The organism is Chromobacterium sp. Rain0013, assembly GCF_015291765.1.
Classification (GTDB): domain Bacteria; phylum Pseudomonadota; class Gammaproteobacteria; order Burkholderiales; family Chromobacteriaceae; genus Chromobacterium; species Chromobacterium haemolyticum.
The window spans coordinates 2,968,267-2,993,955 of record NZ_CP031514.1 but is presented as its reverse complement, the minus strand read 5'-3'; the positions used below and the strand labels follow the sequence as shown (position 1 = coordinate 2,993,955).

Below are 25,689 nucleotides of genomic sequence, written 5' to 3'. Positions count from 1 at the left end.
TTAATTCCTGCTGACGGCGAAATCGGGCTAGGCGGCCAGTTGCAAGTACCCCTGCAGTTGGCCGTTGGCCAATAGGCGGCGCAGATGGCTGCCCGGCGTCGGTCCGGCGTAGGCGACGCCGGCCTGTTTGCAACGCAAAACCTGCCCAGTGGCCAAAGTCACAAGCTCCATTTCCAAGACCCAGGCTTGAACATCGTCCACGCCTTCAACCTCCGGCTCCAGCGTTGCGGTCAGGCGATAACGGCCATCGCCCGAATTCACATCCAACAAACCCATCAGCCCCAGATTGTTGCGCACATCGGCATCGTCCGCGTCAAAAGCCCCCGTCGCCAACACGGCGGCCGGCAGCTTGTCTTTAACAGTGTTTGCAACCATGACAGTTAATCCCCTTTGATGTTGTTATCGTTTGCCGCTTTTGGCCGGCCGCGGTTCAAAGCGCCGCATGGACGCGGCCGCCTAAGCAAATCAGCCGCGGAGACGGTAAACGCCGCAACATCATGCTGCATTTCATTGGCTCACTGCAATCCCTTGCCAGAAGCCTCTGCGTTGGGAGAGAGACAAACTGTCCTTTTTGCCACTTACTTACATTGCGGAACAGTTACAGCAAACGCGGATTCAGCGTATAGCGCCCGGTCAGACTTGCCGATGCGAGCACATGGCCGTCGATGGCCGCCATGATGTTGGCCGGCGTCAGCGCCCCGGCCACCGGCAGGCTGGCCACGTCCAAAGCGTATACGGTGAAGACGTAGCGATGCTCCAGGCTGTCGTTCCACGGCGGGCAGGGACCATCGTAACCGTAATAGTCCCCCGCCATCGCCGCATCCCCGGCGAACCAACCGGTGTAGTCATTGACGCCGTGACGCAAACCGCCCGGGGCTCCCGGGCCGCTCTTGCCGCGCGCGACCACACCCGCGCTGTGGCCGCCCTCGGCGATCTCGTTCTGTCCGGCGGGGATATCCAATAGCAGCCAGTGGTAGAAGTCCACTCTCGGCAGATCCGCCGGCACTTCCCTCCCCTCCTGATTGACGTCGTCTCCGCGCGACGGCACGTCCGGATCATGGCAGACCAACGCATACGAGCGCGTCCCCGCCGGCGCCCCGCTCCAGGTCAGATGCGGGTTGAGGTTGTCGGACAGCGCCACATGGCTGCCCGCGTCCGGCACGCAGAAGGCCAGGCGGCCCGGAATGCGTTCCCCGTCTTGAAAGCTGCGGCTGTGCAATTGCATGAATCTGCTCCTTGACTACGGCCGGCGATCGGCCGATTGAAAAAAAGCCCCGACAGGCGGGGCTTTGGCGATGCTTGATAACAAAACCGGCCAGGCTTAGCCCGCTTTCACCACCTGAGCGATGGCGGAAGCCACATAGGCCAGGTTCTTGCTGTTCAACGCCGCCAGGCAGATGCGGCCGGTGGATACGGCGTAGATGCCGAAGTCGGCGCGCAGGCGCTCCACCTGGGCCGCGCTCAGGCCGGTATAAGAGAACATGCCGCGCTGCTGGGCGACAAAGGAGAAGTCCTGAGCCACGCCTTCGGCCTTGATCGCCTCGACCAAGCCAACGCGCATCGCGCGAATGCGATCTCGCATGCCGGCCAGCTCGTCTTCCCACAGCTGGCGCAGTTCCGGATTGGACAGCACCGCGGCCACCACCGCGCCGCCGTGAATCGGCGGGTTGGAATAGTTGGTGCGGATCACACGCTTCAGTTGGGACAGCACGCGCGCGGACTCTTCCTTGCCGGCGGTGACGATGGACAAAGCGCCCACGCGCTCGCCATACAACGAGAAGCTCTTGGAGAAGGAGCTGGACACGAAGAACTGCAGGCCGGAGGCCGAGAACAGGCGCACGGCCACGGCGTCGGCGTCGATGCCGTCGGCAAAGCCCTGGTAGGCCATATCCAGGAAGGGAACCAGGCCGCGTTCGCGGCAAACTTGCACCACCTCGGCCCATTGCGCGTCAGACAGGTCGGCGCCGGTGGGGTTGTGGCAGCAGGCGTGCAGCACAATCACGGAACCGGCCGGCAGCTGCGCGAGGAAAGCGCGCATGCCGTCGAAATCGACGCCGCGGGTGGCCGCGTCGTAATACGGGTAGTTTTCCACTTCGAAGCCAGCGGACTCAAACAGCGCGCGGTGGTTTTCCCAGCTCGGGTTGCTGATGTAGACCTTGGCCGCCGGATTCAGGCGCTTCAGAAAGTCCGCGCCGATTTTCAAGGCGCCTGTGCCGCCCAAGGCCTGAGCGGTCACCACCTGCCCGGCCTTGATCAACTCGCTGTCCGCGCCGAACAACAGGTTCTGCACCGCGCTGTCGTAAGCCTGAGCGCCTTCGATCGGCTGGTAGCCGCGCGGCGGCATGGTTTCAAGACGAGCCTTCTCCGCGGCCTTCACCGCCGCCAGCAGCGGGATCTTGCCGTTGTCGTCGGAATACACGCCGACGCCCAGATTCACCTTAGTGGTGCGGGTATCGGCGTTGAATGCTTCGTTCAGGCCCAGGATAGGGTCGCGCGGCGCCAGTTCTACGGCGGAGAAGATCGAAGAGGTCATGCAAGGCTCCATTACTTTACGCAACAACCGGCCAAAAGCGCGCGCCCTGGCCGGCTGGACAAGAAAAACCGGATGGCCACAGTCTAACATGGAGAGCCGTTCTCCGGGCCGCCATCCGTCGCCGCAGCGTTTTGACAGCGCGACGCCCGGCCATTACCCTGACATTAGCCACCCAAGCATTCCGTTGCGGTAGCCACAGGAGCATGACTCATGAAAAAAGGCATCTTGCTGTTCTGGCCCTCCTTCATCATCGCCATCTTGGCGACTGGGGTATTCTTTTCCATTTTCGACCCTGCCGAGCTCAGTCTGCACGGCAAAATCCTCTTCAACGACAAGCTCTCGGCCTACTCGGTGTTTTTCCTGATTAGCTGGGCCTTCGGCGCGCTCAACACCAGCATTGTGCTGCTACTGGAAAAAAATGCCAGAGAAATCAATGGCTTCACGCCTCCGCCAGTGGTGATACCGGAAGACGACGTCGCCCAGCCCTGACCGCTTGCGCAAAAATGAAAAAGGAGCCTGTTGGCTCCTTTTCTATTTGCGTTCCGATCAGCATCCGAGGCGCGCCTGAGCCGCGGCTCAGAACGAGCCCACGATCTCGCGAGCTAAGGCGAAAAGACTGAGAAAGCGAATGCACGCGTGACACATGAGCATTTCCAGGCCGGTTTCAACGCCGCATCGTTGACGCGCAACAGATCGCAAACAGGTTCTCAGATCACGCCCAGGCCCTTGAGCATCACCACCAGAATCAACAGCGGCGACACATAGCGCAACACGAAGAACAGCGCCTTCAACAAGCCCTCGTTCTTCAGCTCGCCCTCATTGCTCAACGCCTGCTTCAACCGTTCGAAACCCCATACCCAGCCAACGAACAGGCAAAGGAAGATGCCGCCCAAAGGCATCAGCAGGTTAGAAGTCACAAAGTCGAACAGATCAAACAAGGTCATGCCGAAAGGCTTGAAGCCGGACAGCGTGCTGTTGGACAAGGCGCAGCCCGCCCCCACCAAGGCCAACAGCAGCAAATTGATCACGGTGGCCTTGACTCGGCTGATGCCGAAACGTTCGCTGAAAACCGATACCGGCACCTCCAGGATGGACAGCATCGCGCCGGTGGCCGCGATCGCGGCCAGCACGAAGAAGGCCACCATGAACGCATTGCCCAGCGGCATGCTGGCGAACACCGCCGGAATTGTGATGAACAACAGCGACGGCCCGGCCGCCGGCTCGAAGCCGAAAGCGAACACGGCGGGGAAAATGGCGATGCCGGCCAGAATGGAAACAAACAAATCCGCGCACATCACCCTGAATGTGGTGACGGGGATATTTTGATCATCGCGAAAATAACTACCATAGGTGATCATGGTGCCCATGCCAATGGATAGCTTGAAGAAGGCCAAGCCCACGGCGGTCAGCACCACCGCGCCGCTGATCTTGGAAAAATCAGGGGTAAACAGGAAGTCCAACCCTTTGGCCGCGCCGGGCAGCATCAGGCTGCGCGCGCCGATCACCAACAACAGCAGGAACAACAAGGGCATCAGCTTCTTGGTCACCGCCTCAATGCCTTTGGACACGCCCATCAGCAGAATGCCGCCGATCAACAGCAAAACCAGCCATTGCCACAGCAAGGACTGCAACGGATCGGAAATCAGCGCGCTGAACGCCTGCGAAGTGGCCTTGGGGTCGCTGGACAACAAGCCTCCGCCCAAGGATTTGAACACGTAGGCGAACACCCAGGCCGCCACTTCCGAATAGAAAGCCATAATCAGGAAGGCGGCCAGCACGCCGAAGGCGCTGATCAGCCACCACGGCTGGCCGGCGGGCGCCAGCGTCTTCATCGCCGTCACCGCATCGGTCTTGGCTTTGCGACCCAGCATGATCTCGGCGATCATCACCGGCAGGCCCACCAGCAATGTGGCCAGCACGTACACCACCAAAAAACCGGCGCCGCCATTGGTGCCGGTCAGATAAGGAAACTTCCAGATATTGCCGAGACCCACGGCGGAACCGAGAGTCGCAGCCAATACGCCAAAGCTGGAGGTGAAGCCGTCTCGCGACTTGGCCGCGCCTCCCTGCCGCACAGATCCCACGTTCTGACTCATTTATTTTTTCTTTCTGACAACCGCCGCGCCAACGCCCACAGCCCCTTTGGACCGGACGTTGAGCGGCTTCTAACGCCACCATAAAACAAGCCCGCCTAAGGGATCCCCCTGGCGGGCAACTTGAGTGTTCGGCTTGTCGCCGGCAGCGATTTTGCTGCTATTCGGCCATCAGCGCAAAAAAATCTTCATGGTTTTTGCGCCAGCTCATCCCCTAAACGCCGCAACCAGGCCACGCACCGCTCCAGTTGTTCAATCTCGATGTATTCATCGGGCCGGTGAGCCTGTTCGATGTTGCCAGGCCCCAGCACCACGCAGGCGATGCCGGCCTCGCTGAACAGGCCCGCCTCGGTGGTGTAGGCAACGCCCTTGCCGCCGTCGCAGCCGCACAAGCGCGCCACGGTGCGGCGCACCTCGCTGTTTTCCGACGACTCGAAGGCAGGGCTGTACACCACCTGCTCAATCTCTATCTCCGCCTCCGGCGCCACCTCCCTCATCTCCAACAGCAAGGTGGCCGCGTAGTCCCTGACAGAGCTGACAAAACGCTCAGGTCCGTCGCCCGGCAGCCAACGGCACTCGAACATGAACTCGCAATCCTTGGGCACGATATTGCAAGCGGTGCCGCCATGGATGGTGCCGGTCTGCAAGGTGGTGAACGGCACATCATATAAGGCCTGGCGATGACCAAACGAAGCCTCCGCGTCGGCCAGCTTGCGAATATGGGTAATCAGTCGCGCCGCGAACTCGATAGCGTTGACGCCTTGCGGCGTTAGGGAGGAATGCGCCGCGCGGCCTTGGACCTTGCACAGAAAATGGGCGATGCCTTTGTGCGCGATCACCGGCTGCATGCTGGTGGGCTCGCCGACGATGCAGCCGGACACCTTCACTCCGTCCGCCGCTAATCGGTCTATCAGACGCCCCACGCCCAGGCAGCCGACTTCCTCGTCGTACGACAGCGCGATGCCTATGCCCTGCCTTAAACTTCCGCGCTGGGCCAGCTCGACAAACCAGGGCGCCAGCGACAGCACGCAGGCGATGAAGCCCTTCATGTCGGCGGATCCGCGGCCATACAGCCGCCCTTCTCCTTTGTCAGTCAAAACGAAGGGATCGCTGCTCCAGACCTGGCCATCCACCGGCACCACGTCGCTATGGCCGGACAAGACCACCAACGGCGTTTCTGGCGCGCCGATGCGGGCAAACAGATTGGCCTTGCCGCCATCGTCGTTAAAGGTCAACGTCGACTCCACGCCCAGTTTCAGCAGATAAGCGCGCACCCATTCGATCAGCTGCAAATTGGAATGCCGGCTGGTAGTGTCGAAGCGGACCAGTTCCGCCAACAGTTCTTGCGCTGATTGCGTCATTACACACTCCCACGCTTGCCGCGGTATTTGAGATAGATGCCGCCCAGTCTGCCTGCGCGGCTAAGCTTCGGCAACCAACGCCGCCCCAGCCCCAGCGACAAAAACGCACGTCGCGCTTGGCAAAACGACTGCTTATCGTTAGAATGCGTCTTCTCTTGAGGCGGGTCTCCCCGCATTGCGCGATAGCGAACCTGGTCAGGTCCGGAAGGAAGCAGCCACAGTTATTTAGCGCAAGTGCCGGGGGTCAGGCTCGCCGCCCCTCCCTTTTTTTCAGTCTCAAACGCCAAAACGCTTTACAAAAAAGCGACCACACAGTATCTTTTCGCGTCTCGCCCTTCAAATCCCATTGTCCTTGACAATAAGAATCCACTAACATTGCAAAAAACGAAGTTGGCACTTAACGGAACTTCATGAACTTTTTTGCATCAGAATTATTCCTGATGGATTTTTTTTGCTATTTTTAGGGTGCAGGGCACGAAACCTAAAAAATATTAGAACCAATATTCTTTGATACTGAGAGGAACACTCATGAAACTGTTTGAAAAGATCCCCAACCCGCGTGAAATCCGCCGCAAGCTCGGCCTGAACCAGCAAGAGTTCTGGAGCCGCATCGGCGTGACCCAGTCCGGCGGTTCCCGTTACGAGAGCGGCCGCAACATGCCCAAGCCGGTGCGCGAACTGTTGCGCCTGGTTCACGTTGAGCAGATCGACCTGTCCAAGGTTCGCCGCGAAGACTTCGAAATCGTCGAGTACCTGAAGGAAACCCACCCGGACCTGTACAAGAGCCTGCGCAAAGCGGTTCGCACCAAGCTGGAAGCTCAGGACGGCAGCGTGGAAGCCACCGCTGCTTGACCCTCTTCCGCGAGGAAAGCCAGCCCGCAGCAATGCCGGCTGGCTTTATTTTTACTCTAAGGATTGTCCGACAAGCAACGGCGCGCCACATCCCGCTCTAGCCGCGCGCCCGTCATGCCATCAGCCTAGTCCCCGGGGTTGCGCACCAGCAACACCGGCACGTCCGCCAGTTTAAGCACGCCTTCCGCCACGCTCCCCATCAGCAGATGCATCAAACCGCTCCAACCATGGGTACCCATCACTATCAAATCCGCCCCCCAGGCGCCGGCGTCGTCCACCAGCACCGCGGCGATTTTATCCCCCCAGCTTTCCAGGATTTTGCAATCCGCCGTCACGCCCAACTCCTTGGCCTTGGCCCCGGCCTGCCCCAGCACCTGCTCTCCCGCCTGCTTGATCGACTTTTGCAGTTCGGTCGCGTCCAGAAACTCAGTCCCGCCCCAGCCGAACTGGGCCAAGTCCACCACATGCACTAACTTCAGGCTGGCGCCCACTTCCTTGGCCAGGTGGCAAGCTTCGTGCAACGCCAGATTGGAGGTCTCGCTATCATCCACCGGTACGAATATGCGCTGATACATGACTCTGCTCCTTGTTGTATTTGCCTTACACTTGCAGTCTATCAAACCAAGACACTGTCCTGTTGACTCAGGTTAAGACAAACAACTCAGCCAAACCACTCGCCCAAAGCCCACATCATGCCCAGAATCCAGCTTGCCATGCCTGAGCGCTTCGCCTTCGAAACCCGCATCGACATCCGAATCGGCGACGTCAACTACGCCGGCCATCTAGGCAACGACGCCGTGTTGAGACTGGCCCACGAGGCGCGTCTGCGCTTTTTACAAAGTCTAGGCTATCCGCACGAACTCAGCATCGAGGGCCTGGGCATTGTGGTGGCGGACACCGCAATCTGCTACCGCGCGGAAGCCTTCCACGGCGAGATGCTGCGCTTTGATTTGGCGGTGGACGACATTGGTCCGCGCGGTTTCGATTTGCTCTATCAGGCAAGCAATGACAAAACCGGGAAAGAAGTGGCAAGATTGAAGACAGGCCTAGTCTTCTTCGATTACGAAAGCCGCAAGCTTGCCGCCATGCCCCCAGCGTTTCTGGAGCGGCTGAGCGTCACATCAGAATAAAGGAAAGGCGTCATGAGAAAATACGCACTCAATAGCCCGGAAGCAATGGCGCGCCTGCTGGCTATGTTTATGATCACGGATGGCAATATGGACCCGCGTGAGCTGGAGTTGCTGGAAAAACTCCACGTCTACGACCTGATCGGCCTGCCGCGCAAGCAGTTCACCAAGGTGCTGGTGGATTACTGCGACGACGTCTCCGACGAAGCCAACGACGACGGCACCATCCACTTACTGGACGCGGAGCGCATCAACGGTTTGCTGGCCGAGGTGAGCGACCACCGAAAACGCATTTTGGCCTGCGTGCTGGCCATGGACATCAGCAAGTCCGACGGCACCATCAGCGAGCCGGAAATGGCGCTGCTGAGCCACATGATGAAAAGCTGGGGCATTTCGCTGGACGACCTGGAACGCGAATTCGCCCGTTGACCTCTTTCCCCGCCAAAGCAGCCGTTTGCGCGGCTGCTTTGGCCATTTCGAAGCCTTCCGCACCCATGACGAGCAATACCCGATTTTCCGGAACAGACAACTATATCGCCACTGAAGACCTGATGATGGCGGTGAACGCCGCCATCACGCTGGAGCGCCCGCTCCTGATCAAGGGCGAGCCCGGCACCGGCAAAACCATGCTGGCCGAGGAAGTGGCCCGCAGCCTGGGCCGAGAACTGATTGTCTGGCCGATCAAATCCACCACCAAGGCCCAGCACGGCCTGTACGAATACGACGCGGTGTCGCGGCTGCGCGATTCGCAACTGGGCGACGCCCGCGTGCACGATATCCGCAACTACATCGTCAAAGGCAAGCTGTGGCAGGCTTTCGACGCCGCCTCCGCGCCGGTGCTGCTGATTGACGAGATCGACAAGGCCGATATCGAATTCCCCAACGATCTGCTGCGGGAACTGGACCAGATGGAGTTTTTCGTGCACGAGACCCAGGAATTCGTGCGCGCGCGCCAGCGCCCCATCATCATCATTACCTCCAATAATGAAAAAGAACTGCCGGACGCCTTCCTGCGCCGCTGCTTCTTCCATTACATCCGCTTCCCGGACCGGGACACCATGCAGGCCATCATCGACGCTCACTTCCCGTCGCTGCGCCAACAGCTGGTCAGCGAAGCGCTGGAAGTGTTCTTCTCCATCCGCGAGTTGCCGGGCTTGAAGAAAAAACCCAGCACCTCGGAACTGCTGGACTGGCTGAAATTATTATCGGCGGAAGGCATGGACGCCTCGGCGCTGAAGCAGCGCCATCAGGACAACGCCCCGCCGCCGCTGGCCGGCGCGCTGCTGAAAAGCGAGCAGGACCTGCAATTATTCGAGCGCCTGATGCAGATGGCCAAGCTGCGCCGCTAAGATGGAAACCCTGGAGCGCTTTGCCGCCTCGCTGGCGTTGGCCGGCCGCAGCAACCACACTTCCGCCGCCTACTTGCGCGACCTGGAACAGCTGGCGGCCCTGCTTCAGCCCGCTCCTCTGGAACGGGCCGAGCACGCGCAGCTGCGCAAAACCCTGGCCAAACTACATGCTCAGGGCCTGCATAGCCGCAGCCTGGCGCGCAAGCTCTCCGCCTGGCGCCGTTTCTACCAATGGTTGCTGGACAGCGGACAGCGTGCGGACGACCCCAGCCAAGGCCTGCGCGCGCCCAAACAGGACAAACCGCTGCCCAAGGCTTTGCCGGTGGACAGCACCGCGGCCCTGCTGGACCGCATCGACGACCCCGACGCGCTTTCCATACGCGACCGCGCGCTGTTCGAGCTGATTTACTCCTGCGGACTGCGACTATCCGAAGCGGTGGGGTTGAACCTGGAGGACCTGGACTTTTCCGACGACCTGCTGCGCATCCGCGGCAAAGGCGGCAAGGAGCGCATCGCGCCGCTGGGCGCCGAGGCGCGCGTCTGCATGCAGCGCTGGCTGGCGCAGCGTCAGGCCGCGCCGGACGAGCGCGCGGTGTTCATCGCCCGTCACGGCGGGCGACTGGGCGGCCGCCAGGTGGAGAAACGCTTGCGGGACTGGGCGATCAAGACCGGCGCGCAGCAACACGTGCATCCGCACATGCTTCGCCATTCCTTCGCCTCCCACCTGCTGCAGTCATCCGGCGACTTGCGCGCAGTGCAAGAACTCTTGGGGCACGCCAATCTGTCCAGTACTCAGATCTATACCGCGCTGGACTTCCAACACCTGGCAAAGGTCTACGATGGCGCACATCCGCGTGCGCGCAAGAAGCCGGAAAAAAAGGATTAAACGCCCTGCGAGCCAAGGGCGTGTTCACGATGTAGCGAACCAAGGCGAAAATGGCTGAGAAAGCGGAATGTACAAATGGCACATGAGCATTTCGAAGCCGCACTCACGCGAGACGTCTCACGACGCGCAGCGGATCGTGAACAGGCTCTAAGAGCCGCTAACAAAACCTCGCAGAGAACCTGAGCCAAGGCGCGCCGACACAGGCAGTACAAGTGGTACGACAAGGAGGCGCAACGCAGGATCAGGGGTTTTGTTAGCGGGTCTAAGCCAAGCGGCTACGCTCGGCCACCAGCTCATCCAAGCGCTGCAAGGCGCGCATCACCGTTTGCGTGCGCACCTGGCCTCGATCGCCGTCAAAGCGACAGCTGAACGCCTCATTCCAGCCATCTGGACCGGCAATGCCGAACCAAACCAGCCCCACGGGCTTGGCTGCCGTGCCTCCGCCGGGGCCGGCCACGCCGGACACCGCCACGCTCCAATCCGCGCCGGACAGGCTTTGCACCCCGGCAGCCATCTGCCGCACCACCGCCTCGCTGACCGCGCCGTGCTCCCGCAAGGCGCTGTCTTCCACCTTCAGCAGACCTTGCTTGGCCTCATTGCTGTAAGTGACCACGCCGTAACCAAACCAAGCCGAGCTACCGGCAATGTCGGTCAGCGCCGCGGCGATCATGCCGCCGGTGCAGGACTCGGCGGCGGCGACACTCTCGCCCGCCGCCAGCAAACGCTCGCCTAAACGGCGGGCCAACTCCAGGCTTTCTTGCATGGCGCTTTCTCTTAAGATTGCCGCGATTTGAAATGGCGAATCAAGCCGTTGGTGGAGCTATCGTGCGCCAGCGCGTCGTCATCGGCCATCAGCTCGGGCAAAATCCGGCGCGCCAGCTGCTTACCATACTCCACCCCCCATTGATCGAAAGAGTTGACCCCCCAGATCACTCCCTGCACAAACACCTTGTGCTCATACAGGGCCAGCAACATGCCCACGCTGTACGGACTTACTTCATCCAGCGCCAGGGTGTTAGACGGCTGGTTGCCCGGGAACAGCTTCTGCGGCAGCAACATGTCCAATTGTTCGCCCGGCAGATGCGCCAGCTCACGCATCGCCTCGGCCTCGCCCTTGCCGCGCATCAGCGCCTCGGTCTGAGCCAGGCAGTTGGCCACCAGAACCTGGTGCTGGTCCGCCACCGGGTAATGGCTGCGCATCGGAATGATGAAGTCGCAAGGCACCAGCCGCGTCCCTTGATGCAGCAACTGGAAAAAAGCGTGCTGGCTGTTGGCGCCCTCCTCGCCCCAGATCACCGGGCCGGTGTCGAAATCCAGCGCCTCGCCGTAACGTCCGACGCGCTTGCCATTGGACTCCATGTCCAATTGCTGCACATGAGCCGGCAAGCGCCGCAAGCCGTGGTCGTAAGGCATGATGGCATGGGTGTGGGCACGGTAGAAGGTGTTATACCAAACCCCTATCAAGGCGAGCAGCACCGGCATATTGGCGGCGAACGGCGCGGAAAAGAAATGCCGGTCCATCGCGTGGCCGCCGGCCAGGAAGTCCTGAAAATGATCGAAACCTATCGCCAACATCACCGGCAAGCCAATCGCGGACCAGGTGGAATAGCGGCCGCCCACCCAATCCCAAAAGCCGAACATGTGAGCGGGATCGATGCCGAAAGCCTCCACCGCCGCTTGATTGGTGGACACCGCGACGAAATGGCGCGCGATGTCGGCCTCGCTTCCAGCTTGCAAAAACCATTGCCGCGCAGCCTGCGCGTTCAGCAAGGTCTCCGGCGTGGTGAAGGATTTGGAGGCGATGATGAACAAGGTTTCGGCGGGGTCCAGCCGTTCCAGCGTGCGCGCTACGTGCGCGCCGTCCACATTGGAGACGAAATGCACGTCCAGCTCCGGCGTCGCGTACGCGGCCAGCGCTTCCTTCACCATCAGCGGCCCCAGGTCGGACCCGCCTATGCCCAGGTTGACCACGTGGCGGATGCGCCGGCCGCTGAAGCCTTTCCACTCGCCGCCGCGTACCTGCTCGCTGAACGCGCGCATCCGCGCTAGCACCGCTTGCACCTCGGTCACTAGCTCGCAACCGTCCAGCACCAGTGTCGCCCCAGCCGGCAAACGCAACGCGGTGTGCAACACCGCGCGGTCTTCGCTGACATTGATGCGCTCGCCGCTCCGCATTTTCTCCATCCAGCCGGCCAAATCGGCCTCCCGCGCCAGCTCGAACAACAGCTCAAGCGTGCGTTCGGTGATGCGGTTCTTGGAGTAATCCAGCAACAGGCCGTCCAATTCCAGCGAAAAACGCTGAAAGCGCTGCGGATCGGCGTCGAACAGCTCACGCATATGCATGTGCCGGGTAGCGCGCTGATGTTGATGCAAACGGGCCCAGACCCGGGTGGAGTTAATGTCGGACGTGCGATGCGAAGCCATGTAGATTGCCGATGGAATAAAGTTCGCCAAAAGTAAAGGAGCAAGCCCCATCATGGAGCCGCCCCCGATTACCGCTTGAGCCGCTTGGCACTGACTCTTAAAACCCGTTTACGATCTCGCGAGCCAGGGCGAGACAAGGCGAAAACCGCTGAGAAAGCGGAGTGTACACACGGTACATGAGCATTTCGAAGCGGCACTCACCATGGGCCGTCTCACGACGCGCAACAGATCGTAAACAGGTTCTTAGAGCTTGAGGAAATGCTCGCGGTAGTAACGCAACTCCTCAATGGATTCCAGAATATCCGCCAGCGCCTCGTGTTTGCCGCGCTTGACCACGCCGCGCGCCACTTCCGGCTTCCAGCGCTTGCACAGCTCTTTCAAGGTAGACACATCCAGGTTGCGATAGTGGAAATACTCCTCCAGCTTGGGCATCCAGCGCACCATGAATCGGCGGTCCTGATGAATGGTGTTGCCGCACATCGGCGTGATCCGCGGCGGCACGTACTGAGCCATGAAGTCCAGCAGTATCTGCTCGGCCTCGGCTTCGCCCAAGGTGGAGGCCTTGACCTTCTCGATCAGGCCGCTTTTACCATGGGTGTTCTTGTTCCAGTCGTCCATGCCGTCCAACACCTCGTCCGGCTGGTGGATCACCAGCACCGGCGATTCCGCCACCACGTTCAGTTGGCTGTCGGTAACGATCATCGCGACTTCGATGATGCGGTCGGTCTCAGGATTCAGGCCCGTCATTTCCATGTCGAGCCAGATGAGGTTCATTTGATCTTGTGTCATACTTGCCAATCTTTGCAAAACCCTGCCATTTTCCTTCATTGCCGCGCTGGCGGCAAACCTGACAGCAGATAACGGACTCCGATGACCGAGGCATTCAGCTCTCTCTTCCTGGCCGCGCTGGCGGCCACCCTCGCGCTAAAACTCTGGCTAGGCTGGCGTCATGCCCGCCACATCGCCCGCCACCGCGCGGAAGTGCCCGCGGCTTTCCGCGACGCCATCACCTTGCAACAACATCAGTTGGCCGCCGATTATTGCATCGCCAAAACTCGCTTCAGCCTGTTTTCCGCCTTGCTGGACAGTCTGGTGATCCTGGCGCTGACCTTTGGCGGCGTGCTGCAGTACTTGGCCGGCATCGCCGCCAACGCCAGCGCCTCGCCGCTGCTGTCCGGCCTGCTACTGATCGTGGGCGTATCGGTGCTGACCGGCTGCATCAGCTTTCCGCTCAGCCTATACTCCACCTTCGGCATCGAGGCCCGCTTCGGCTTCAACAAAACCACGCCCAGGTTGTTCATCATCGACCAGATCAAGGGCCTGCTGCTAGGCGCCGCCATCGGCTTGCCTCTGGTGACGCTGATTCTGTGGCTGATGGACATCTCCGGTCCGCTGTGGTGGCTGTGGGTGTGGCTGGTCTGGACCGGCTTCCAGCTACTGATGGTGGCGCTCTACCCCACGCTGATCGCCCCGCTGTTCAATAAGTTCTCACCGCTGCAAGACCTGGAACTCAAGGCTCGCATCGAAGCGCTGCTGCAACGCGCCGGCTTCAAAAGCCAGGGTGTGTTCGTGATGGACGGCTCGCGCCGCTCCAGCCACGGCAACGCCTACTTTACCGGCTTCGGCGCCGGCAAGCGCATTGTGTTTTTCGATACCCTGCTGGGGCAACTGGACCACGCAGAGATCGAGGCGGTGCTGGCGCATGAGCTGGGCCACTTCAAGCGCCGCCACATCGCCAAGCGCATCGCGCTAGCCTTTGCGCTGTCACTGGGCTTCCTGTTCCTGCTAGGCCAATTGCTGGATGCGCCGTGGTTCTACGCCGGCCTGGGCGTTTCCACGCCCAGCACCGCAATGGCGCTCATCCTGTTCTTCACCGCAGTACCGGCCTTCACCTTTCCGTTCACGCCGCTGTCCAGCAGCCTGTCGCGCCGCCACGAATACGAGGCCGACGAATTTGCCGCCAACGAAACCGACGCAGGCAAACTGGTGTCGGCCCTGGTCAAACTCTATCGCGACAACGCGTCCACGCTGACGCCGGACCCGCTGCACTCCGCCTTTTACGACTCGCACCCGCCCGCCGCGCTGCGCATCAACCATCTACAAGGAAACCGCTGACATGAACCTGCTTGAACTGTCCTGCGAAGCCCAACACGGCGCCAACCCGCTGGCCGCCAGCACCGTCAATCAATTGATGGGCTCGCTGCCCGACTGGAACATCCGCGGCATCGAACTAACCAAAACCTTCCCCTTCGCCGACTTCCACGACACCATGGCTTTCGTCAACGCGCTGGCCTGGATCGCCCATCGCGAAGACCACCACCCGGACATGTCCGTGCATTACAACCGCGTCGTCGTCAACTTCAGCACCCACGACGCCGGCGGCCTGACACTGAACGACTTCATCTGCGCGGCCAAGACCGAAGCGCTTCTGGCTCGCCCATGACAGGTCAGACTGGACAAATCATCCGCAGCCACGGCCGCCGTTTCATCGTCGAATCCGAGGGCCAAGTTTACGATTGCACCACCCGCGGCAAGCGCGTCGACTTCGCCTGCGGCGACTGGGTGGACATTCTGGTGCAAAACAAGGAACAGGCGGTCATCGAGCGCTCGCAGGAGCGCCGCAGCCTGCTCTATCGCCAGGACGACTGGAAAACCAAGGTCATCGCCGCCAATGTAACCCGCATCCTGTTCGTGATCGCCGCGGTGCCCAGCCCCAACGAGGAGTTGCTGGGCCGCTGCCTGATCGCGGCGGAAGCCGGCGACATCGACCCCGTCATCGTGGTCAACAAGGCGGACTTGCCGGAAACCGCGAGCTTGCTGCTCAAACTGGACCTGTACCGGCGCCTGGGCTACCAGGTGGTCACCCTGTCCGCCAAGCAGGATGTCGCGCCGTTGCTGCCGCTGCTGCAAGGCCAGACCAGCGTTTTCGTCGGCCAGTCCGGCATGGGCAAATCCACGCTGACCAATGCGCTGCTGCCGGACGCCAACGCCCGCATCGGCGACATCTCCACCGCCTTGGACTCCGGCCGCCACACCACCACCCACGCCACGCTCTACCATCTGAACGCGGACAGCCACCTGATTGATTCCCCCGGCTTGCAAGAGTTTGGCCTCAAGCATTTGAAGGCCGCGGAACTGACCCGTTACTTCCCGGAAATGCGCCCGCTGATAGGTCAATGCCGCTTTCACAATTGTTCGCACCGCGTGGAACCGAACTGTGCCATCATGACCGCATGTGAATCCGGCGCCATCGTCAAGTCCCGGCTGTCTTTGCTGCAGCGTCTAACGGATGAACTTTCACCATCCAAGCCGTGACGAAAGGTATGCGTACTTTCCATTCACATACACGGGTAATTCATTTATCCTAAAAAACTGAAAGTCGTATCGCATAAGCATATCCAGACAGACAGCTAATAAGGAGCCAGCACCATGACTAAGCGAATCGCACTCGTAACCGGCGGCATGGGCGGTATTGGCACCGCCATCTGCAAAGCCCTCGCTGAAAGCGGTCACATCGTAGTCACCACCTACAGCAAGCCTGGCCGAGAGCAAGCCTGGCTCGCCGACATGAAGGGGCTGGGACTGAAGGATATCCACGCCTATCAATGCGATGTCACCGACACCGCAGCCTGCAAGGGACTGGCCGAAAAGGTGGCCAAAGACCTGGGGCCGATCGACGTGCTGGTCAATAACGCCGGCATCACCCGCGACTGCAGCTTCAAGAAGCAGACCAAGGAAGACTGGGACGCGGTGCTGCGCACCAATCTGGATTCGCTGTTCAATATGACCAAACCGGTGGTGGACGGCATGAGCGACCGCGGCTTCGGCCGCATCATCAACATTTCGTCGATCAACGGCCAGAAGGGCCAGTTCGGCCAAACCAACTACTCCGCGGCCAAGGCCGGCATGCACGGTTTCACCATGGCCTTGGCGCAGGAAGTGGCGCGCAAGGGCGTGACCGTCAACACCATTTCGCCCGGCTACATCGCCACTGATATGGTGATGGCGGTGGCGGAAGACGTCCGCAACAAGATCATCGCCCAGATTCCGGTGGGCCGCTTGGGCAAGCCCGAGGAAATCGCCGCCTTGGTGACCTTCCTCGCCTCCGAACAGGCGGGCTTCATCACCGGCGCCAACGTGGCGATGAACGGCGGCCAGCACATGATGTAAACCGGGCCGCCGCCCGCCATGCGACGCCGCCCCGCCGGGCGGCGTTTTCTTTTTGTCCGTCCGCTGTGTATGCTATCGCCTTCCCAAGCCACACCCCGACATACCCATGGCAGAACACCTGATCGTCCACGGCGCAGACAAACAAGAGCGCTACCAAACCCTATTGCCGCAGGCGCTGGCGCTGATTGAATCCGAGACGGACCAAATCGCCGCGCTGGCCAATCTCTGCGCCGCCTTGCACAGCAGCTTTGATTGGCTGTGGACCGGCTTTTATCTGGTCAAGGACAAACAATTGGTGCTAGGTCCCTTCCAGGGCCCAATCGCCTGCACCCGCATCCCCTTCGGCAAAGGCGTGTGCGGCAGCGCCTGGCAGGCCGGCGCCACCCTGGTGGTGGAAGATGTCGACGCCTTTCCCGGTCATATCGCCTGCTCATCCAGCGCGCGCTCGGAAATCGTGGTGCCGGTCCGCAACGCCGACGGCGAAGTGGTCGCGGTGCTGGACGTGGACTCCAGCGAACTAGCCAGCTTCGACGCGGTGGACGCCGAATACCTGGAACGCATCGCGGCGGGTCTTACCCGCCTGTTTTAAGACCCGCTAACAAAACCCCTGATCCTGCGTTGCGCCTCCTTGTCGTACCACTTGCACTGCCTGCGTCGGCGCGCCTTGGCTCAGGTTCTCTGCGAGGTTTTGTTAGCGGCTCTAAGAACCTGTTTACGATCTCGCGAGCTAAGGCGAGACAAGGCGGAAACGAGCGAAAAAGCGGGATGTACAGGTGGCGCATGAACATTTCGAAGCGGTTTTCAACGCCGTATCGCCGACGCGCGGCAGATCGCAAACAGGCTCCAAGCGCTTGCCGCGCTTCAGTGATAAGGCGCTGGAAACACCTTCCGGCCATGAAAAAGCGCGCCGACAGGCGCGCTTTTTCATTATCAGACCGGCTTAACCGGCTAGAGCTGCAAACGCATTGAATCGCGCCCCTCCCGAGGCCGCAACCAAACTCGCCCCGCCAGCTCCAAAATCCAAAACACGACCAGACCGGACAGAATGGACAGATTTTTGCCCGTAACCATAGCCAGCAAGCCCTGCCAGAAAGATCCAGCGTCCGCCCAGCACAATCCACACCACACGAACAAGGCCAGCAAGGAGATCAGCGCCGGGGCGCGGTAGTATTCGCCGAAAGTCATATTGCCTCCAATAAAGACAATCCTATCTCGACAAACTAACAAAGCCCGCTACAAGCGACATCGTGGCAAGCACTTAGTAGAAACACGCGTCCGGAGCGCAGTTAGCCTAATAGGGGCAATTGCAGCTGCCGGCCCAACCACTCGCGCAAGCCGGCCTCGTCCAACGTCAACAGCTCCTGACGCGAGACGGCCAGCAACTCCACCAGACGCGCCAGTTGCCGCTCGGCGCCCAGATTCATCTCTCCGGCCAGCCGGCTGTTCTCGCTGGCCATGTCCAGCAAGCGTGCCGAGGTCTGTTCCAATTGCACAGCCTGCCTCAGCGCGTCCTGCTCCAAAGCCGCGTTGCGCCCTTCCAGCCACTCCAGCCTCGCCTCCAGCCTGCCGTTGTCTCGCTCGCGCTCCGCGAGGCGGTCGCGCCACTCCCCCTCCAGTCGAGTCCGCTCGCGCCGGCTTTGTTGCAAAGCCTCTTCCTGGCGGGCCTGCGCCTGTTGCATGGCCCGGCGCTCCTCTTCCATTTGCTCGTAAAGCCTCAGCCGCAAACCTTCCAGACGCTCATAAGCCAGGGACTCGCGTCTGGCGGCTTCTTCGCGCGCCTCCTGCACCTTCTGCTCCGCGCGCTCCTCAAGCTCCTGCTGACGCTGCTCAGCCTGACGCCTGACCTCGGCCATTTCCTTCCGGGCCTGCTCCAGCCTCGCCTCCTGCTCCCGCCCCGCCCGCTCCAACATCTGACGCCGGGTTTCCTCTCCCTGCAAGCGTCCTTCCAGGTCCGCCAGCCGCGCGGCCCGCAACTCTAGCTCACGCAAGGCGGATTGCAGCTCGGCCTGGCGCGCAGCCAAGCTATCCTTTAGCTCTCGAGTCTCCGCCGCGGCCTGCGCCACTGCGGTTTCCGCGTCCTGACGCAAAGACTCCAGCCGCCCGTCCGCTTCGTCGCAGGCCCGCTGCCATACCTGTTCGAAAGCTTCGGCCAGGCCGGCCGGCCAATCCGGCCGCCGTGACGAGATCGCCACCCGCGACAAAAACTCCTGTCGCCATTCTTTCAAGGTGTTGTTGATCGTCGTGTTGGAGCCCGCGCCGATTCTGGCCCGAACCTCCAGCACCGTCGGCCATACGCCCTCGCCCACCAGCTCGAACGCCGCCTGCCGGATACGCGAATAAATGTCTGTCGCCATGCCTGAAAATGCTCGTTTATCGTGGCCGACATTCTAGCAAAGCGGCACTTTAAAATATATTACGTATTACATTTGAAATTTAACAATTGGCGCTCACATGCACGGCAAGAGTCGGCAAAAGAAAAAGGGCGGCGCGTCGCCTGGCGACGCCCACCCCTCCTGCTAACCCCTCGCCTTAGAACCTGTTCACGATCTCGCGAGCAAGAGCGAGACAAGGCGAAAACGAGCGAAAAAGCGGAATGTACTCGTGGCACATGAGCATTTCGAAACGGCCCTCACCATGCGACGTCTCACGACGCGCAGCAGATCGTAAACAGGTTCTTAGCCGCGCGCGGCCTCGCCCACGAAGATTTCCACTCGCCTGTTCTTCGCCCGCCCCGCCGCGCTGGCGTTGCTAGCCACCGGCTCATGCGATCCGCGGCCAGTAATGCTGATCCGCCCCTCGGCCACGCCACGCGCGGTCAGATAGTCGCGCGTAGCACGAGCACGGTTTAGCGATAGCGGGTCGTTGACCGCATTGGAACCGGTATTATCGGTATGGCCAACGATGCTCACCGTGGTCACCGGATTCTGATTCAAGGTGGCGGCGAAGCGATCGAGAATCGGCCGCAGATTGGGCTTGATATCGTAACGCCCCACGTCGAAAGACACATCGCTGGGAATATCCAGCTTCAGTTGATTGTCGGCGGTCTGGCTGACGCTAACGCCGGAACCCTTGGTCGCTTGCTCCATCGCGGCCTTCTGCTCCTGCATGTGCTTGGACCACAAATAACCGCCGCCAGCGCCCAGCGCCGCGCCCAAGGCCGCCCCGGTGGCCGCGCTACGGCCCGGATTGCCTCCCGCGGTCAGGCCGCCCAGCACCGCGCCGGCCACGGCCCCAATTGCCGCGCCGGCACCGGTGTCCTTCTGTGTTTCGGACATATTCGCGCAGCCGGACAGGCTGCCGCTGCCCAGCGCCAATGCAACAAACATCACGATCAGTTTATTCATGCCCGGATCCTTTCCATTCAGTCCATTATCCGCGCCAGCTCATGCGGAACGCGCTTTCAGCATATACCCATTACGCCGCGGCCACCGCGCGCCCCGGCCAAAAGGCAGGCGCAATCGACGACGCCTGCGCGACAAAACGCTTGATTCGGCAGCTAAAGCCTTCCCTTGCCGCGTCAATCCGCGTACCATCGCGCCTCGCTTTACGGGAGGGAATATGAACACGCAGACTACGGCCCGCGCCTGCGGCATTGACTTTGGCACATCCAACTCCACCGTGGGATGGCTGCGCCCGAACCAAGCCACTCTACTGACGCTGGAGGACGGCAAGATCACCTTGCCCTCGGTGGTTTTCTTCAACTACGAGGAGGATCATTCCGTGTTCGGCCGGCTGGCGCTTCAGGAATACATGGAAGGCTACGAAGGCCGACTGATGCGTTCGCTGAAAAGCCTGCTGGGCTCCAACCTGATCGACAGCCAGACTGAAGTGCAAGGCAAGGCGCTTCCCTTCCGCCACCTGCTCAGCCTGTTCATCCAGGAGCTGAAATTGCGCGCCGACCGCGCTGCCGACCGCCCGTTCGAACAAGTGGTGCTGGGCCGACCCGTCCACTTTGTCGACGACAACCCCAAGGCCGACGCAGAAGCGGAGTCGACGCTGGGCGAGATTGCGCGCCAGGTCGGTTTCAAAGAAGTGTCCTTCCAGTTCGAACCCATCGCAGCAGCCTTCGACTACGAAGCCCGGCTGGACCGCGAAGAGCTGGTGCTGATCGTCGACATCGGCGGCGGCACCTCGGACTTCACCCTGATCCGGCTGGCGCCCGAGCGCCATCGCCTGGACGAGCGCCGCGACGACATCCTCGCCACCGGCGGCGTGCATATCGGCGGCACGGACTTCGACAAGCAATTGAGCCTGCACGGCGTAATGCCCCTGTTCGGCTTCAAAAGCCGCTTGCGCAATAACGCGGAGATGCCGTCCAGCCAATATTTCAACCTGGCCACCTGGCACACCATCAATTTCGCCTACACCCGCAAAGCCTGGATGGACCTGCAAGACGTGCATCGCGATGCCGCGCAACCCCAGGTTCTGGATCGACTGTTCCGCCTGATCCAAGACCGCGCCGGCCACCGGCTGGCAATGCAGGTGGAAGCCGCCAAGATCGCGCTGTCGGACGAAGCCTTCCACCAGTTGGACCTCGGCCACATAGAAGCGGGCCTGCGCTGCGAGTTGAGCCGCGATCAGTTCAACCAGAGCATCGACGCGATGCTGACCCAGATTGGCGCCACCGTGCGGCAATTGCTAACGGACGCCTGCACCCAGGCCGGCGACATCGACACTGTCTTCTTCACCGGCGGCTCCAGCGGCGTGCCGGCGCTGCGCGACAGCATCAAGCGCCTGCTGCCCCAAGCCCGTCACGTAGAGGGCGACCTGTTCGGCAGCATCGGCAGCGGCCTGGCGATCGAGGCGGCTAAACGCTACGGCTAAGAACCTGTTTACGCTCTCGCGAGCAGGGGCAAAATCTCAAACAGACGCCAAACCCATGCTTCAATAGAAAAAGGCCGGGCAATTTGCCCGGCCTTTTGCATGTCCGTTCCGCTTCAAGCATCGGGCTTGCCGCCCGCCGCCTTCTTACCCTTGCGCCGCGCCTCCGGCGGCAGCTCGAATTCAAACAGCTGAGCGGTGCGCCCGGTTTGCGATTGACAGGCTATCATCAGCGCGCGATTGATCGCCTCCTTCTTGCTGACGCCCCACCACTCTATCATCTTGTCCAGGGACTTCTGCGCGTCGCGGCTCAGCTCCACCGTCACCGACAGCTCCTGCAGACGACTGCGGCGCAGTTCGCGGCTGCGGCGCTTGCGCTCGGCCACGGTCATCGCGCGCTCGCCCAAGGGCTTGCGCCCCGGCTTTTTGCGGACGCCGCCAATCAGATCGAAGGTGTAGTGATCGCAAGGATCTTTCATGGCTTGAGTGACGGGTCACAGTCGTTGCTGAAGAGGGGCGCAAGGATAGCACAAAGCAAGCCCTGACGGGCATATCGCGCGTTCCGGCCGCAAAATATCCCATCGCGATGCGGCCGGCACAAAAAAACCCCGGCCTGGTGCCGGGGCAGACTCAATCAGCCGCCCTGAAGGCTGATCGAAAGCGACTCTACAGTTCCAGCATAGCCCTTGTTTCGGCTTTGCACAGCCCGCTTTGACGAAGCAGGATCTGTTTCAGTCGCTGCCGAACTCCCGCTCCAGTTCCGCCAAGGCCTGACGCGTCACCCGCACCGGCATCAAGGCCCGACGCAAAGGCTGAGCCTGCCCCAGCACCAGTTCCTCGAACTCCAGCTTGGTGGCGTCCTCGCCGGGCGCATCCTGCTTCACCCCCATGCGGTTCAAGTACAAGGTCCGCCATTCCAAGCGGAAATAATCCGCAGGATGCTCCAACACATGGCGCACGGTTTCCAACAGGCCCTCGAGACTCAGCGCTCCGCGCGCCTCGCGCAACTGCGGCTTGATCTCTTCCATGCGTCGCTGCACCCCTTCGCAGGTGTCAGGCAGAGGAGATCCATCCGAGGCCCCATCCACCACGGTGCCGGCCTCGCAACGCAGCACGCTCAAACGCAACTGTAGCCGCGACATCTCGTTGTCCAGCGTCTGACGCAGCTGCTCCAGCAAGCTCAAGCGCCGCGCAATCACCGTGGTCAGCATCTCCTCGCTGCGCCGCGCGCTGCTCTCGCGCAGCAGCTCGCGCGACGCGCAGGGCATCGCCAAGCGATGGCCGTCAAAGCTCACCACTTGCTGCGGCACCTCGCGCCGCAACTCTCCCCCCTCCATCGCCACGCCCAGGCGGCCGGTTTCGCTGCGCACCATCGACAGTAAAGCCCAGGCCTCGTCGCCCTGGCTGGCGGACAAGAAAAAGTTGCGCAGGGGCTCGCTCTGCCGCAGGCAGGACAGCAGGCTGGCCGGTCCGGAAAACAACAAACCCAACCTCGGGTCCTGCGCAAAGCCGCGCAAGGATAATTCCAGCGGCTCCGGCATTCGGTTCGGCAACTCGGACAGATAAGCCTGGGTAACGCGCATGCCCGGCGCCAGCGCCTCCAGATAGCCGGGAGTCAGGCGCAAGCGCTTGTCCGTGCCGTCGATCAGGCACTCTATCGCCTGCGTCAACTCCCGCTGCTGCTGCCGGCTTTCGGCATCCAGCCCCCATCTTTGCAACAAGCGCCCTAACATGCGTCCCCCTCTAGGCACCTGTTCACGATCCGCTTCGCGACGCGGCGCGCACGCCGTCTCGCCCTTGCTCGCAAGATCGTCAACACGTTCTAACAGCCGACCATCCGGCCGGATTAAAATGATTCGTCGTCGCGCAGATAGCGCCATTGGCCGGTGGGCAGATTGCCCAGCTTGACCTTGCCGATGCGAATCCGCTTCAGACCCACCACGCGCAGCCCCACCAGCTCGCACATGCGGCGAATCTGGCGTTTCTTGCCTTCGCGCAGCACAAAGCGCAACTGGTCCTCGTTCTGCCATGCCACCGTGGCAGGCAGCAATTTTTTACCATCCAGCTCCAGACCATGATTGAGCAGACGCAAACCTTCGTCGGAAAGTTCGCCTTCCACGCGCACCAGGTACTCCTTGTCCACGCTGGAGTTCTCGCCGATAAGCTGCTTGGCCACTCGGCCGTCCTGGGTCAGGATCAGCAGGCCCACCGAGTCGATATCCAGACGGCCGGCCGGCGCCAGCCCTTTCAAATGCTGCGGGGAAAACCGGCGACGGCTCTTGTCCTCCGTCCACTGGTTCTCCGGCTTGACCAGCACCACCGCCGGCTCGTAGCCGTCCTCGGCTTGTCCGGACACATAGCCCATGGGTTTGTTCAATAGGATGGTGACGCGCGAGGCCTGCGCGTCCTGGGCCTTCTTATCCACCTCGATCAGATTGTGCGGCAGCACTTTCTGTCCGAGAACGGCCACCTCGCCGTCCACTTTCACCCACCCTTGTTCGATATAGCTATCGGCCTCGCGGCGCGAGCACAGCCCCAACTCGGCCATGCGTTTCGACAGGCGCACTGGTTCCATCATTTCGTTCCGTAATAAAAAAAGCGGCTTGCGACCGCTGCGGCGCCCGCCCCGTCTCTTCAACCCAAGACAGGCGACCGGGCAACCCGCAACCACCGGCAAGTCCGCTGTTGCATTTGGCCGTATTGTAGGGGATGCCGCCGCAACTGGCTACGCGGCATCCGCGCCGCCCTTCAGCGCTCGTCCGGCAGCGGCTGGTTCAGCAAGCCGGTGCCCCGCACTTCCTCGCGGGTGGACAGCCGCCATTGCAGCACCTTGCCGCCGGGGTCGAACAGTAGCACCAGCTCTTTGTCGAAGCGATTCTGCGCGCCGATCAAGGGCGCCAGATCAGTGAAGTTCTGCAATTGCGCCCGGTACTGGATGTAACTGTAGACCCACAGTTCGCGCTCATTAGCGAACTTGATCTTGTCCTGCGGCTCGCCAAAAGCCGCCAGCACTTCGTGCCGCCCGCCGCCGCGCTGCAACACGCGCTTCACCGCTGGCTCATCCACGCCCTCCAAATGCTGGCTGCCGTTGCTGACGCACGCGCTCAGCCAGCAAGCGCAACCCAAGGCCAATATCCATCCCAACCTCATTTGCCGCCCTCCGCCACCATGGGTTCCAGCTCCACCAGGGCGTCATCGGACCACTCGCCCACCTCCAGCGGCACCGAGTACAAATATTCGCGCGGATACGGCCACTGGAAAAACGGCGTAAACGGTTCGGCGCGGCCATACAGCCAGATCGCCGGCAGGGTGAACTGCCGGCCGCCCTCCTGCAGCGTGACGCTGAACACCGGCTTGTCCGCGATGAATAGATACTGGGCGCTCCCTTGCTCATAGGGGTTCTTCTCCCCCTGCAAGCGCGTCAGCCCTTTGAGCATGGCCTCGCCCAAGACCACCGAGGCGCGCCGCGCGCACGCCACCACATCATCCTGACACGTGGCATTGGGCGGCGGCAGGCAGGCTATTTTGCGCTCATCGCGCAGACTGACCCGACCCTGCGCGCCCACCAGGCACTCCAACCGCAAATCGCCCAGTCGCCGGACGTTGGCCGGCAGGCCGCTGCTGCGCACCACCGGCCGCCAGCTCAGCTCCGCGGGCGACAAGCTGGCCACCAGCCAGGCGTTGCGCCGTTCCAGCCCCGACAGTTGCGCCATGGTGAAGCTGTTGTCGCCGGCCAGGCGCACCAGCCCCCTGATGTTGCCGCCATCGCGCCAAGACAGGCTCACGCCCTGCCGCGGCGGGTGCGGATAAAGGCGGTAGCGCAGCTCGGCGCCCGGAGCCAGCGCGCGGAAGGCGTCAAACACCTCCCTGCCCTTGGCCAACTCGGCATACGCATACACAGACTCCTTGCCTTGGGCGCGCAAACGCCGGGGCGTCTCGGCAGCCAGCGCGCCGGTCGCCAGCATGGCCAGCATAAGAGCAATGCAAGAGCGCCTTTTTCCATTCGGCATTGCCACCCCCTTCTAATTTAAAAAGCATTAAAGCAACCAAACAATATGCGTATTCGATTTTAT

At 61.4% G+C, this 25,689-nt stretch carries 30 protein-coding genes and 1 other RNA gene; 14 read left to right on the top strand and 17 right to left on the bottom strand.

Annotated elements, in window-relative coordinates; all coding sequences use genetic code 11:
- Positions 1-27 precede the first annotated feature (27 nt).
- From DXT74_RS13885 to DXT74_RS13875, 3 genes are all read right to left on the bottom strand, one after another.
- Positions 28-375, bottom strand: coding sequence for a hypothetical protein (locus DXT74_RS13885; RefSeq protein WP_043631470.1), 348 nt, complete (start codon positions 373-375; stop codon positions 28-30).
- Positions 376-598: 223 nt separating this feature from the next.
- A complete protein-coding gene (locus tag DXT74_RS13880) occupies positions 599-1,225 on the bottom strand; it encodes a YbhB/YbcL family Raf kinase inhibitor-like protein (protein WP_114152391.1) in 627 nt (208 codons plus the stop codon).
- A gap of 96 nt (positions 1,226-1,321) precedes the next feature.
- Positions 1,322-2,521 (bottom strand): amino acid aminotransferase, encoded by a 1,200-nt coding sequence (locus DXT74_RS13875; RefSeq protein WP_275888035.1) that lies wholly within the window; start codon positions 2,519-2,521, stop codon positions 1,322-1,324.
- Positions 2,522-2,743: 222 nt separating this feature from the next.
- Between DXT74_RS13875 and DXT74_RS13870 the strand changes: the two genes are divergently transcribed.
- A complete protein-coding gene (locus DXT74_RS13870) occupies positions 2,744-3,022 on the top strand; it encodes a hypothetical protein (protein ID WP_043631460.1) in 279 nt (92 codons plus the stop codon).
- A gap of 218 nt (positions 3,023-3,240) precedes the next feature.
- Here DXT74_RS13870 and DXT74_RS13865 read toward each other — a convergent pair whose 3' ends face one another.
- Both DXT74_RS13865 and argE read right to left on the bottom strand, forming a co-directional pair.
- Complete coding sequence (locus DXT74_RS13865; RefSeq protein ID WP_194426242.1) at positions 3,241-4,629, bottom strand: sodium-dependent transporter; 1,389 nt, start codon at positions 4,627-4,629, stop codon at positions 3,241-3,243.
- Positions 4,630-4,814: 185 nt separating this feature from the next.
- Complete coding sequence (gene argE / locus DXT74_RS13860; RefSeq protein ID WP_043631457.1) at positions 4,815-5,987, bottom strand: acetylornithine deacetylase; 1,173 nt, start codon at positions 5,985-5,987, stop codon at positions 4,815-4,817.
- A gap of 159 nt (positions 5,988-6,146) precedes the next feature.
- Here argE and ffs point away from each other — a divergent pair.
- Positions 6,147-6,245: signal recognition particle sRNA small type (gene ffs, locus DXT74_RS13855), an RNA gene on the top strand.
- Positions 6,246-6,515: 270 nt separating this feature from the next.
- Positions 6,516-6,839 carry a DNA-binding transcriptional regulator gene (locus DXT74_RS13850; protein WP_019100137.1) on the top strand — a complete coding sequence of 108 codons (324 nt, stop codon included), beginning with the start codon at positions 6,516-6,518 and terminating at the stop codon, positions 6,837-6,839.
- Between the two features lie 125 nt (positions 6,840-6,964).
- On the opposite strand, the gene DXT74_RS13845 is transcribed toward DXT74_RS13850, so the two are convergent.
- Positions 6,965-7,414, bottom strand: coding sequence for a universal stress protein (locus tag DXT74_RS13845; protein WP_019100138.1), 450 nt, complete (start codon positions 7,412-7,414; stop codon positions 6,965-6,967).
- A gap of 117 nt (positions 7,415-7,531) precedes the next feature.
- Here DXT74_RS13845 and DXT74_RS13840 point away from each other — a divergent pair, with 117 nt between their 5' ends.
- From DXT74_RS13840 to xerC, 4 genes are all read left to right on the top strand, one after another.
- Positions 7,532-7,969, top strand: a complete 438-nt coding sequence (locus tag DXT74_RS13840; RefSeq protein WP_114152394.1) for a thioesterase family protein — start codon at positions 7,532-7,534, stop codon at positions 7,967-7,969.
- A 12-nt stretch (positions 7,970-7,981) separates the two neighbouring features.
- Positions 7,982-8,395 carry a hypothetical protein gene (locus DXT74_RS13835; protein WP_039753403.1) on the top strand — a complete coding sequence of 138 codons (414 nt, stop codon included), beginning with the start codon at positions 7,982-7,984 and terminating at the stop codon, positions 8,393-8,395.
- Between the two features lie 65 nt (positions 8,396-8,460).
- Positions 8,461-9,315: a MoxR family ATPase gene (locus tag DXT74_RS13830; protein ID WP_194426241.1), complete on the top strand. Its 855-nt coding sequence runs from the start codon at positions 8,461-8,463 to the stop codon at positions 9,313-9,315.
- A gap of 1 nt (position 9,316) precedes the next feature.
- Positions 9,317-10,201, top strand: coding sequence for a tyrosine recombinase XerC (gene xerC, locus DXT74_RS13825; protein ID WP_194426240.1), 885 nt, complete (start codon positions 9,317-9,319; stop codon positions 10,199-10,201).
- A 262-nt stretch (positions 10,202-10,463) separates the two neighbouring features.
- Here the strand turns inward: xerC and DXT74_RS13820 are convergent, their stop codons facing one another.
- The 3 genes from DXT74_RS13820 to orn form a co-directional block, all read right to left on the bottom strand.
- A complete protein-coding gene (locus tag DXT74_RS13820; RefSeq protein ID WP_043631438.1) occupies positions 10,464-10,964 on the bottom strand; it encodes a CinA family protein in 501 nt (166 codons plus the stop codon).
- An 11-nt stretch (positions 10,965-10,975) separates the two neighbouring features.
- Positions 10,976-12,625 (bottom strand): glucose-6-phosphate isomerase, encoded by a 1,650-nt coding sequence (pgi, locus tag DXT74_RS13815; RefSeq protein ID WP_194426239.1) that lies wholly within the window; start codon positions 12,623-12,625, stop codon positions 10,976-10,978.
- 243 nt (positions 12,626-12,868) lie between these two features.
- Positions 12,869-13,414, bottom strand: coding sequence for an oligoribonuclease (gene orn, locus DXT74_RS13810; protein WP_114155354.1), 546 nt, complete (start codon positions 13,412-13,414; stop codon positions 12,869-12,871).
- Between the two features lie 81 nt (positions 13,415-13,495).
- Between orn and DXT74_RS13805 the strand changes: the two genes are divergently transcribed.
- The 6 genes from DXT74_RS13805 to DXT74_RS13780 all read left to right on the top strand — a co-directional run bounded on the left by DXT74_RS13805 (position 13,496) and on the right by DXT74_RS13780 (position 17,739).
- Positions 13,496-14,740 (top strand): M48 family metallopeptidase, encoded by a 1,245-nt coding sequence (locus DXT74_RS13805; RefSeq protein ID WP_194426238.1) that lies wholly within the window; start codon positions 13,496-13,498, stop codon positions 14,738-14,740.
- Between the two features lies 1 nt (position 14,741).
- Positions 14,742-15,068: a 4a-hydroxytetrahydrobiopterin dehydratase gene (locus DXT74_RS13800; RefSeq protein WP_194426237.1), complete on the top strand. Its 327-nt coding sequence runs from the start codon at positions 14,742-14,744 to the stop codon at positions 15,066-15,068.
- Positions 15,065-15,940, top strand: a complete 876-nt coding sequence (gene rsgA / locus DXT74_RS13795; protein ID WP_019100148.1) for a ribosome small subunit-dependent GTPase A — start codon at positions 15,065-15,067, stop codon at positions 15,938-15,940. The genes DXT74_RS13800 and rsgA overlap by 4 nt, the downstream gene beginning before the upstream one ends.
- A gap of 114 nt (positions 15,941-16,054) precedes the next feature.
- A complete protein-coding gene (phbB, locus tag DXT74_RS13790) occupies positions 16,055-16,795 on the top strand; it encodes an acetoacetyl-CoA reductase (protein ID WP_039753408.1) in 741 nt (246 codons plus the stop codon).
- A gap of 106 nt (positions 16,796-16,901) precedes the next feature.
- The gene (locus DXT74_RS13785; protein WP_043631421.1) at positions 16,902-17,384 is read left to right on the top strand and encodes a GAF domain-containing protein; all 483 of its coding nucleotides are present in this window, start codon (positions 16,902-16,904) and stop codon (positions 17,382-17,384) included.
- A gap of 184 nt (positions 17,385-17,568) precedes the next feature.
- Positions 17,569-17,739, top strand: coding sequence for a hypothetical protein (locus DXT74_RS13780; protein ID WP_194426236.1), 171 nt, complete (start codon positions 17,569-17,571; stop codon positions 17,737-17,739).
- A gap of 4 nt (positions 17,740-17,743) precedes the next feature.
- Here DXT74_RS13780 and DXT74_RS13775 read toward each other — a convergent pair whose 3' ends face one another.
- The 3 genes from DXT74_RS13775 to DXT74_RS23140 form a co-directional block, all read right to left on the bottom strand.
- Positions 17,744-17,980 (bottom strand): hypothetical protein, encoded by a 237-nt coding sequence (locus tag DXT74_RS13775; RefSeq protein WP_043631418.1) that lies wholly within the window; start codon positions 17,978-17,980, stop codon positions 17,744-17,746.
- A 101-nt stretch (positions 17,981-18,081) separates the two neighbouring features.
- Positions 18,082-19,149, bottom strand: a complete 1,068-nt coding sequence (locus tag DXT74_RS13770) for a DNA-binding protein (protein WP_043631415.1) — start codon at positions 19,147-19,149, stop codon at positions 18,082-18,084.
- A 321-nt stretch (positions 19,150-19,470) separates the two neighbouring features.
- Entirely contained in the window at positions 19,471-20,139 is a 669-nt protein-coding gene (locus DXT74_RS23140) for an OmpA family protein (protein WP_194426235.1), read from the bottom strand.
- 214 nt (positions 20,140-20,353) lie between these two features.
- On the opposite strand from DXT74_RS23140, the gene DXT74_RS13760 reads away from it, so the two are divergent.
- Positions 20,354-21,619 carry an Hsp70 family protein gene (locus DXT74_RS13760; RefSeq protein WP_194426234.1) on the top strand — a complete coding sequence of 422 codons (1,266 nt, stop codon included), beginning with the start codon at positions 20,354-20,356 and terminating at the stop codon, positions 21,617-21,619.
- A gap of 113 nt (positions 21,620-21,732) precedes the next feature.
- On the opposite strand, the gene DXT74_RS13755 is transcribed toward DXT74_RS13760, so the two are convergent.
- The 5 genes from DXT74_RS13755 to DXT74_RS13735 all read right to left on the bottom strand — a co-directional run bounded on the left by DXT74_RS13755 (position 21,733) and on the right by DXT74_RS13735 (position 25,590).
- Positions 21,733-22,095 (bottom strand): hypothetical protein, encoded by a 363-nt coding sequence (locus DXT74_RS13755; RefSeq protein ID WP_081555140.1) that lies wholly within the window; start codon positions 22,093-22,095, stop codon positions 21,733-21,735.
- Between the two features lie 252 nt (positions 22,096-22,347).
- Positions 22,348-23,349: a hypothetical protein gene (locus tag DXT74_RS13750; RefSeq protein WP_194426233.1), complete on the bottom strand. Its 1,002-nt coding sequence runs from the start codon at positions 23,347-23,349 to the stop codon at positions 22,348-22,350.
- 113 nt (positions 23,350-23,462) lie between these two features.
- Positions 23,463-24,191, bottom strand: a complete 729-nt coding sequence (locus DXT74_RS13745) for a pseudouridine synthase (protein ID WP_019100157.1) — start codon at positions 24,189-24,191, stop codon at positions 23,463-23,465.
- A gap of 173 nt (positions 24,192-24,364) precedes the next feature.
- Positions 24,365-24,766: a hypothetical protein gene (locus DXT74_RS13740; protein WP_162788020.1), complete on the bottom strand. Its 402-nt coding sequence runs from the start codon at positions 24,764-24,766 to the stop codon at positions 24,365-24,367.
- Positions 24,763-25,590 carry a hypothetical protein gene (locus DXT74_RS13735; RefSeq protein WP_194426232.1) on the bottom strand — a complete coding sequence of 276 codons (828 nt, stop codon included), beginning with the start codon at positions 25,588-25,590 and terminating at the stop codon, positions 24,763-24,765. Before DXT74_RS13735 ends, DXT74_RS13740 begins: the two co-directional genes overlap by 4 nt.
- Between the last annotated feature and the right edge of the window lie 99 nt (positions 25,591-25,689).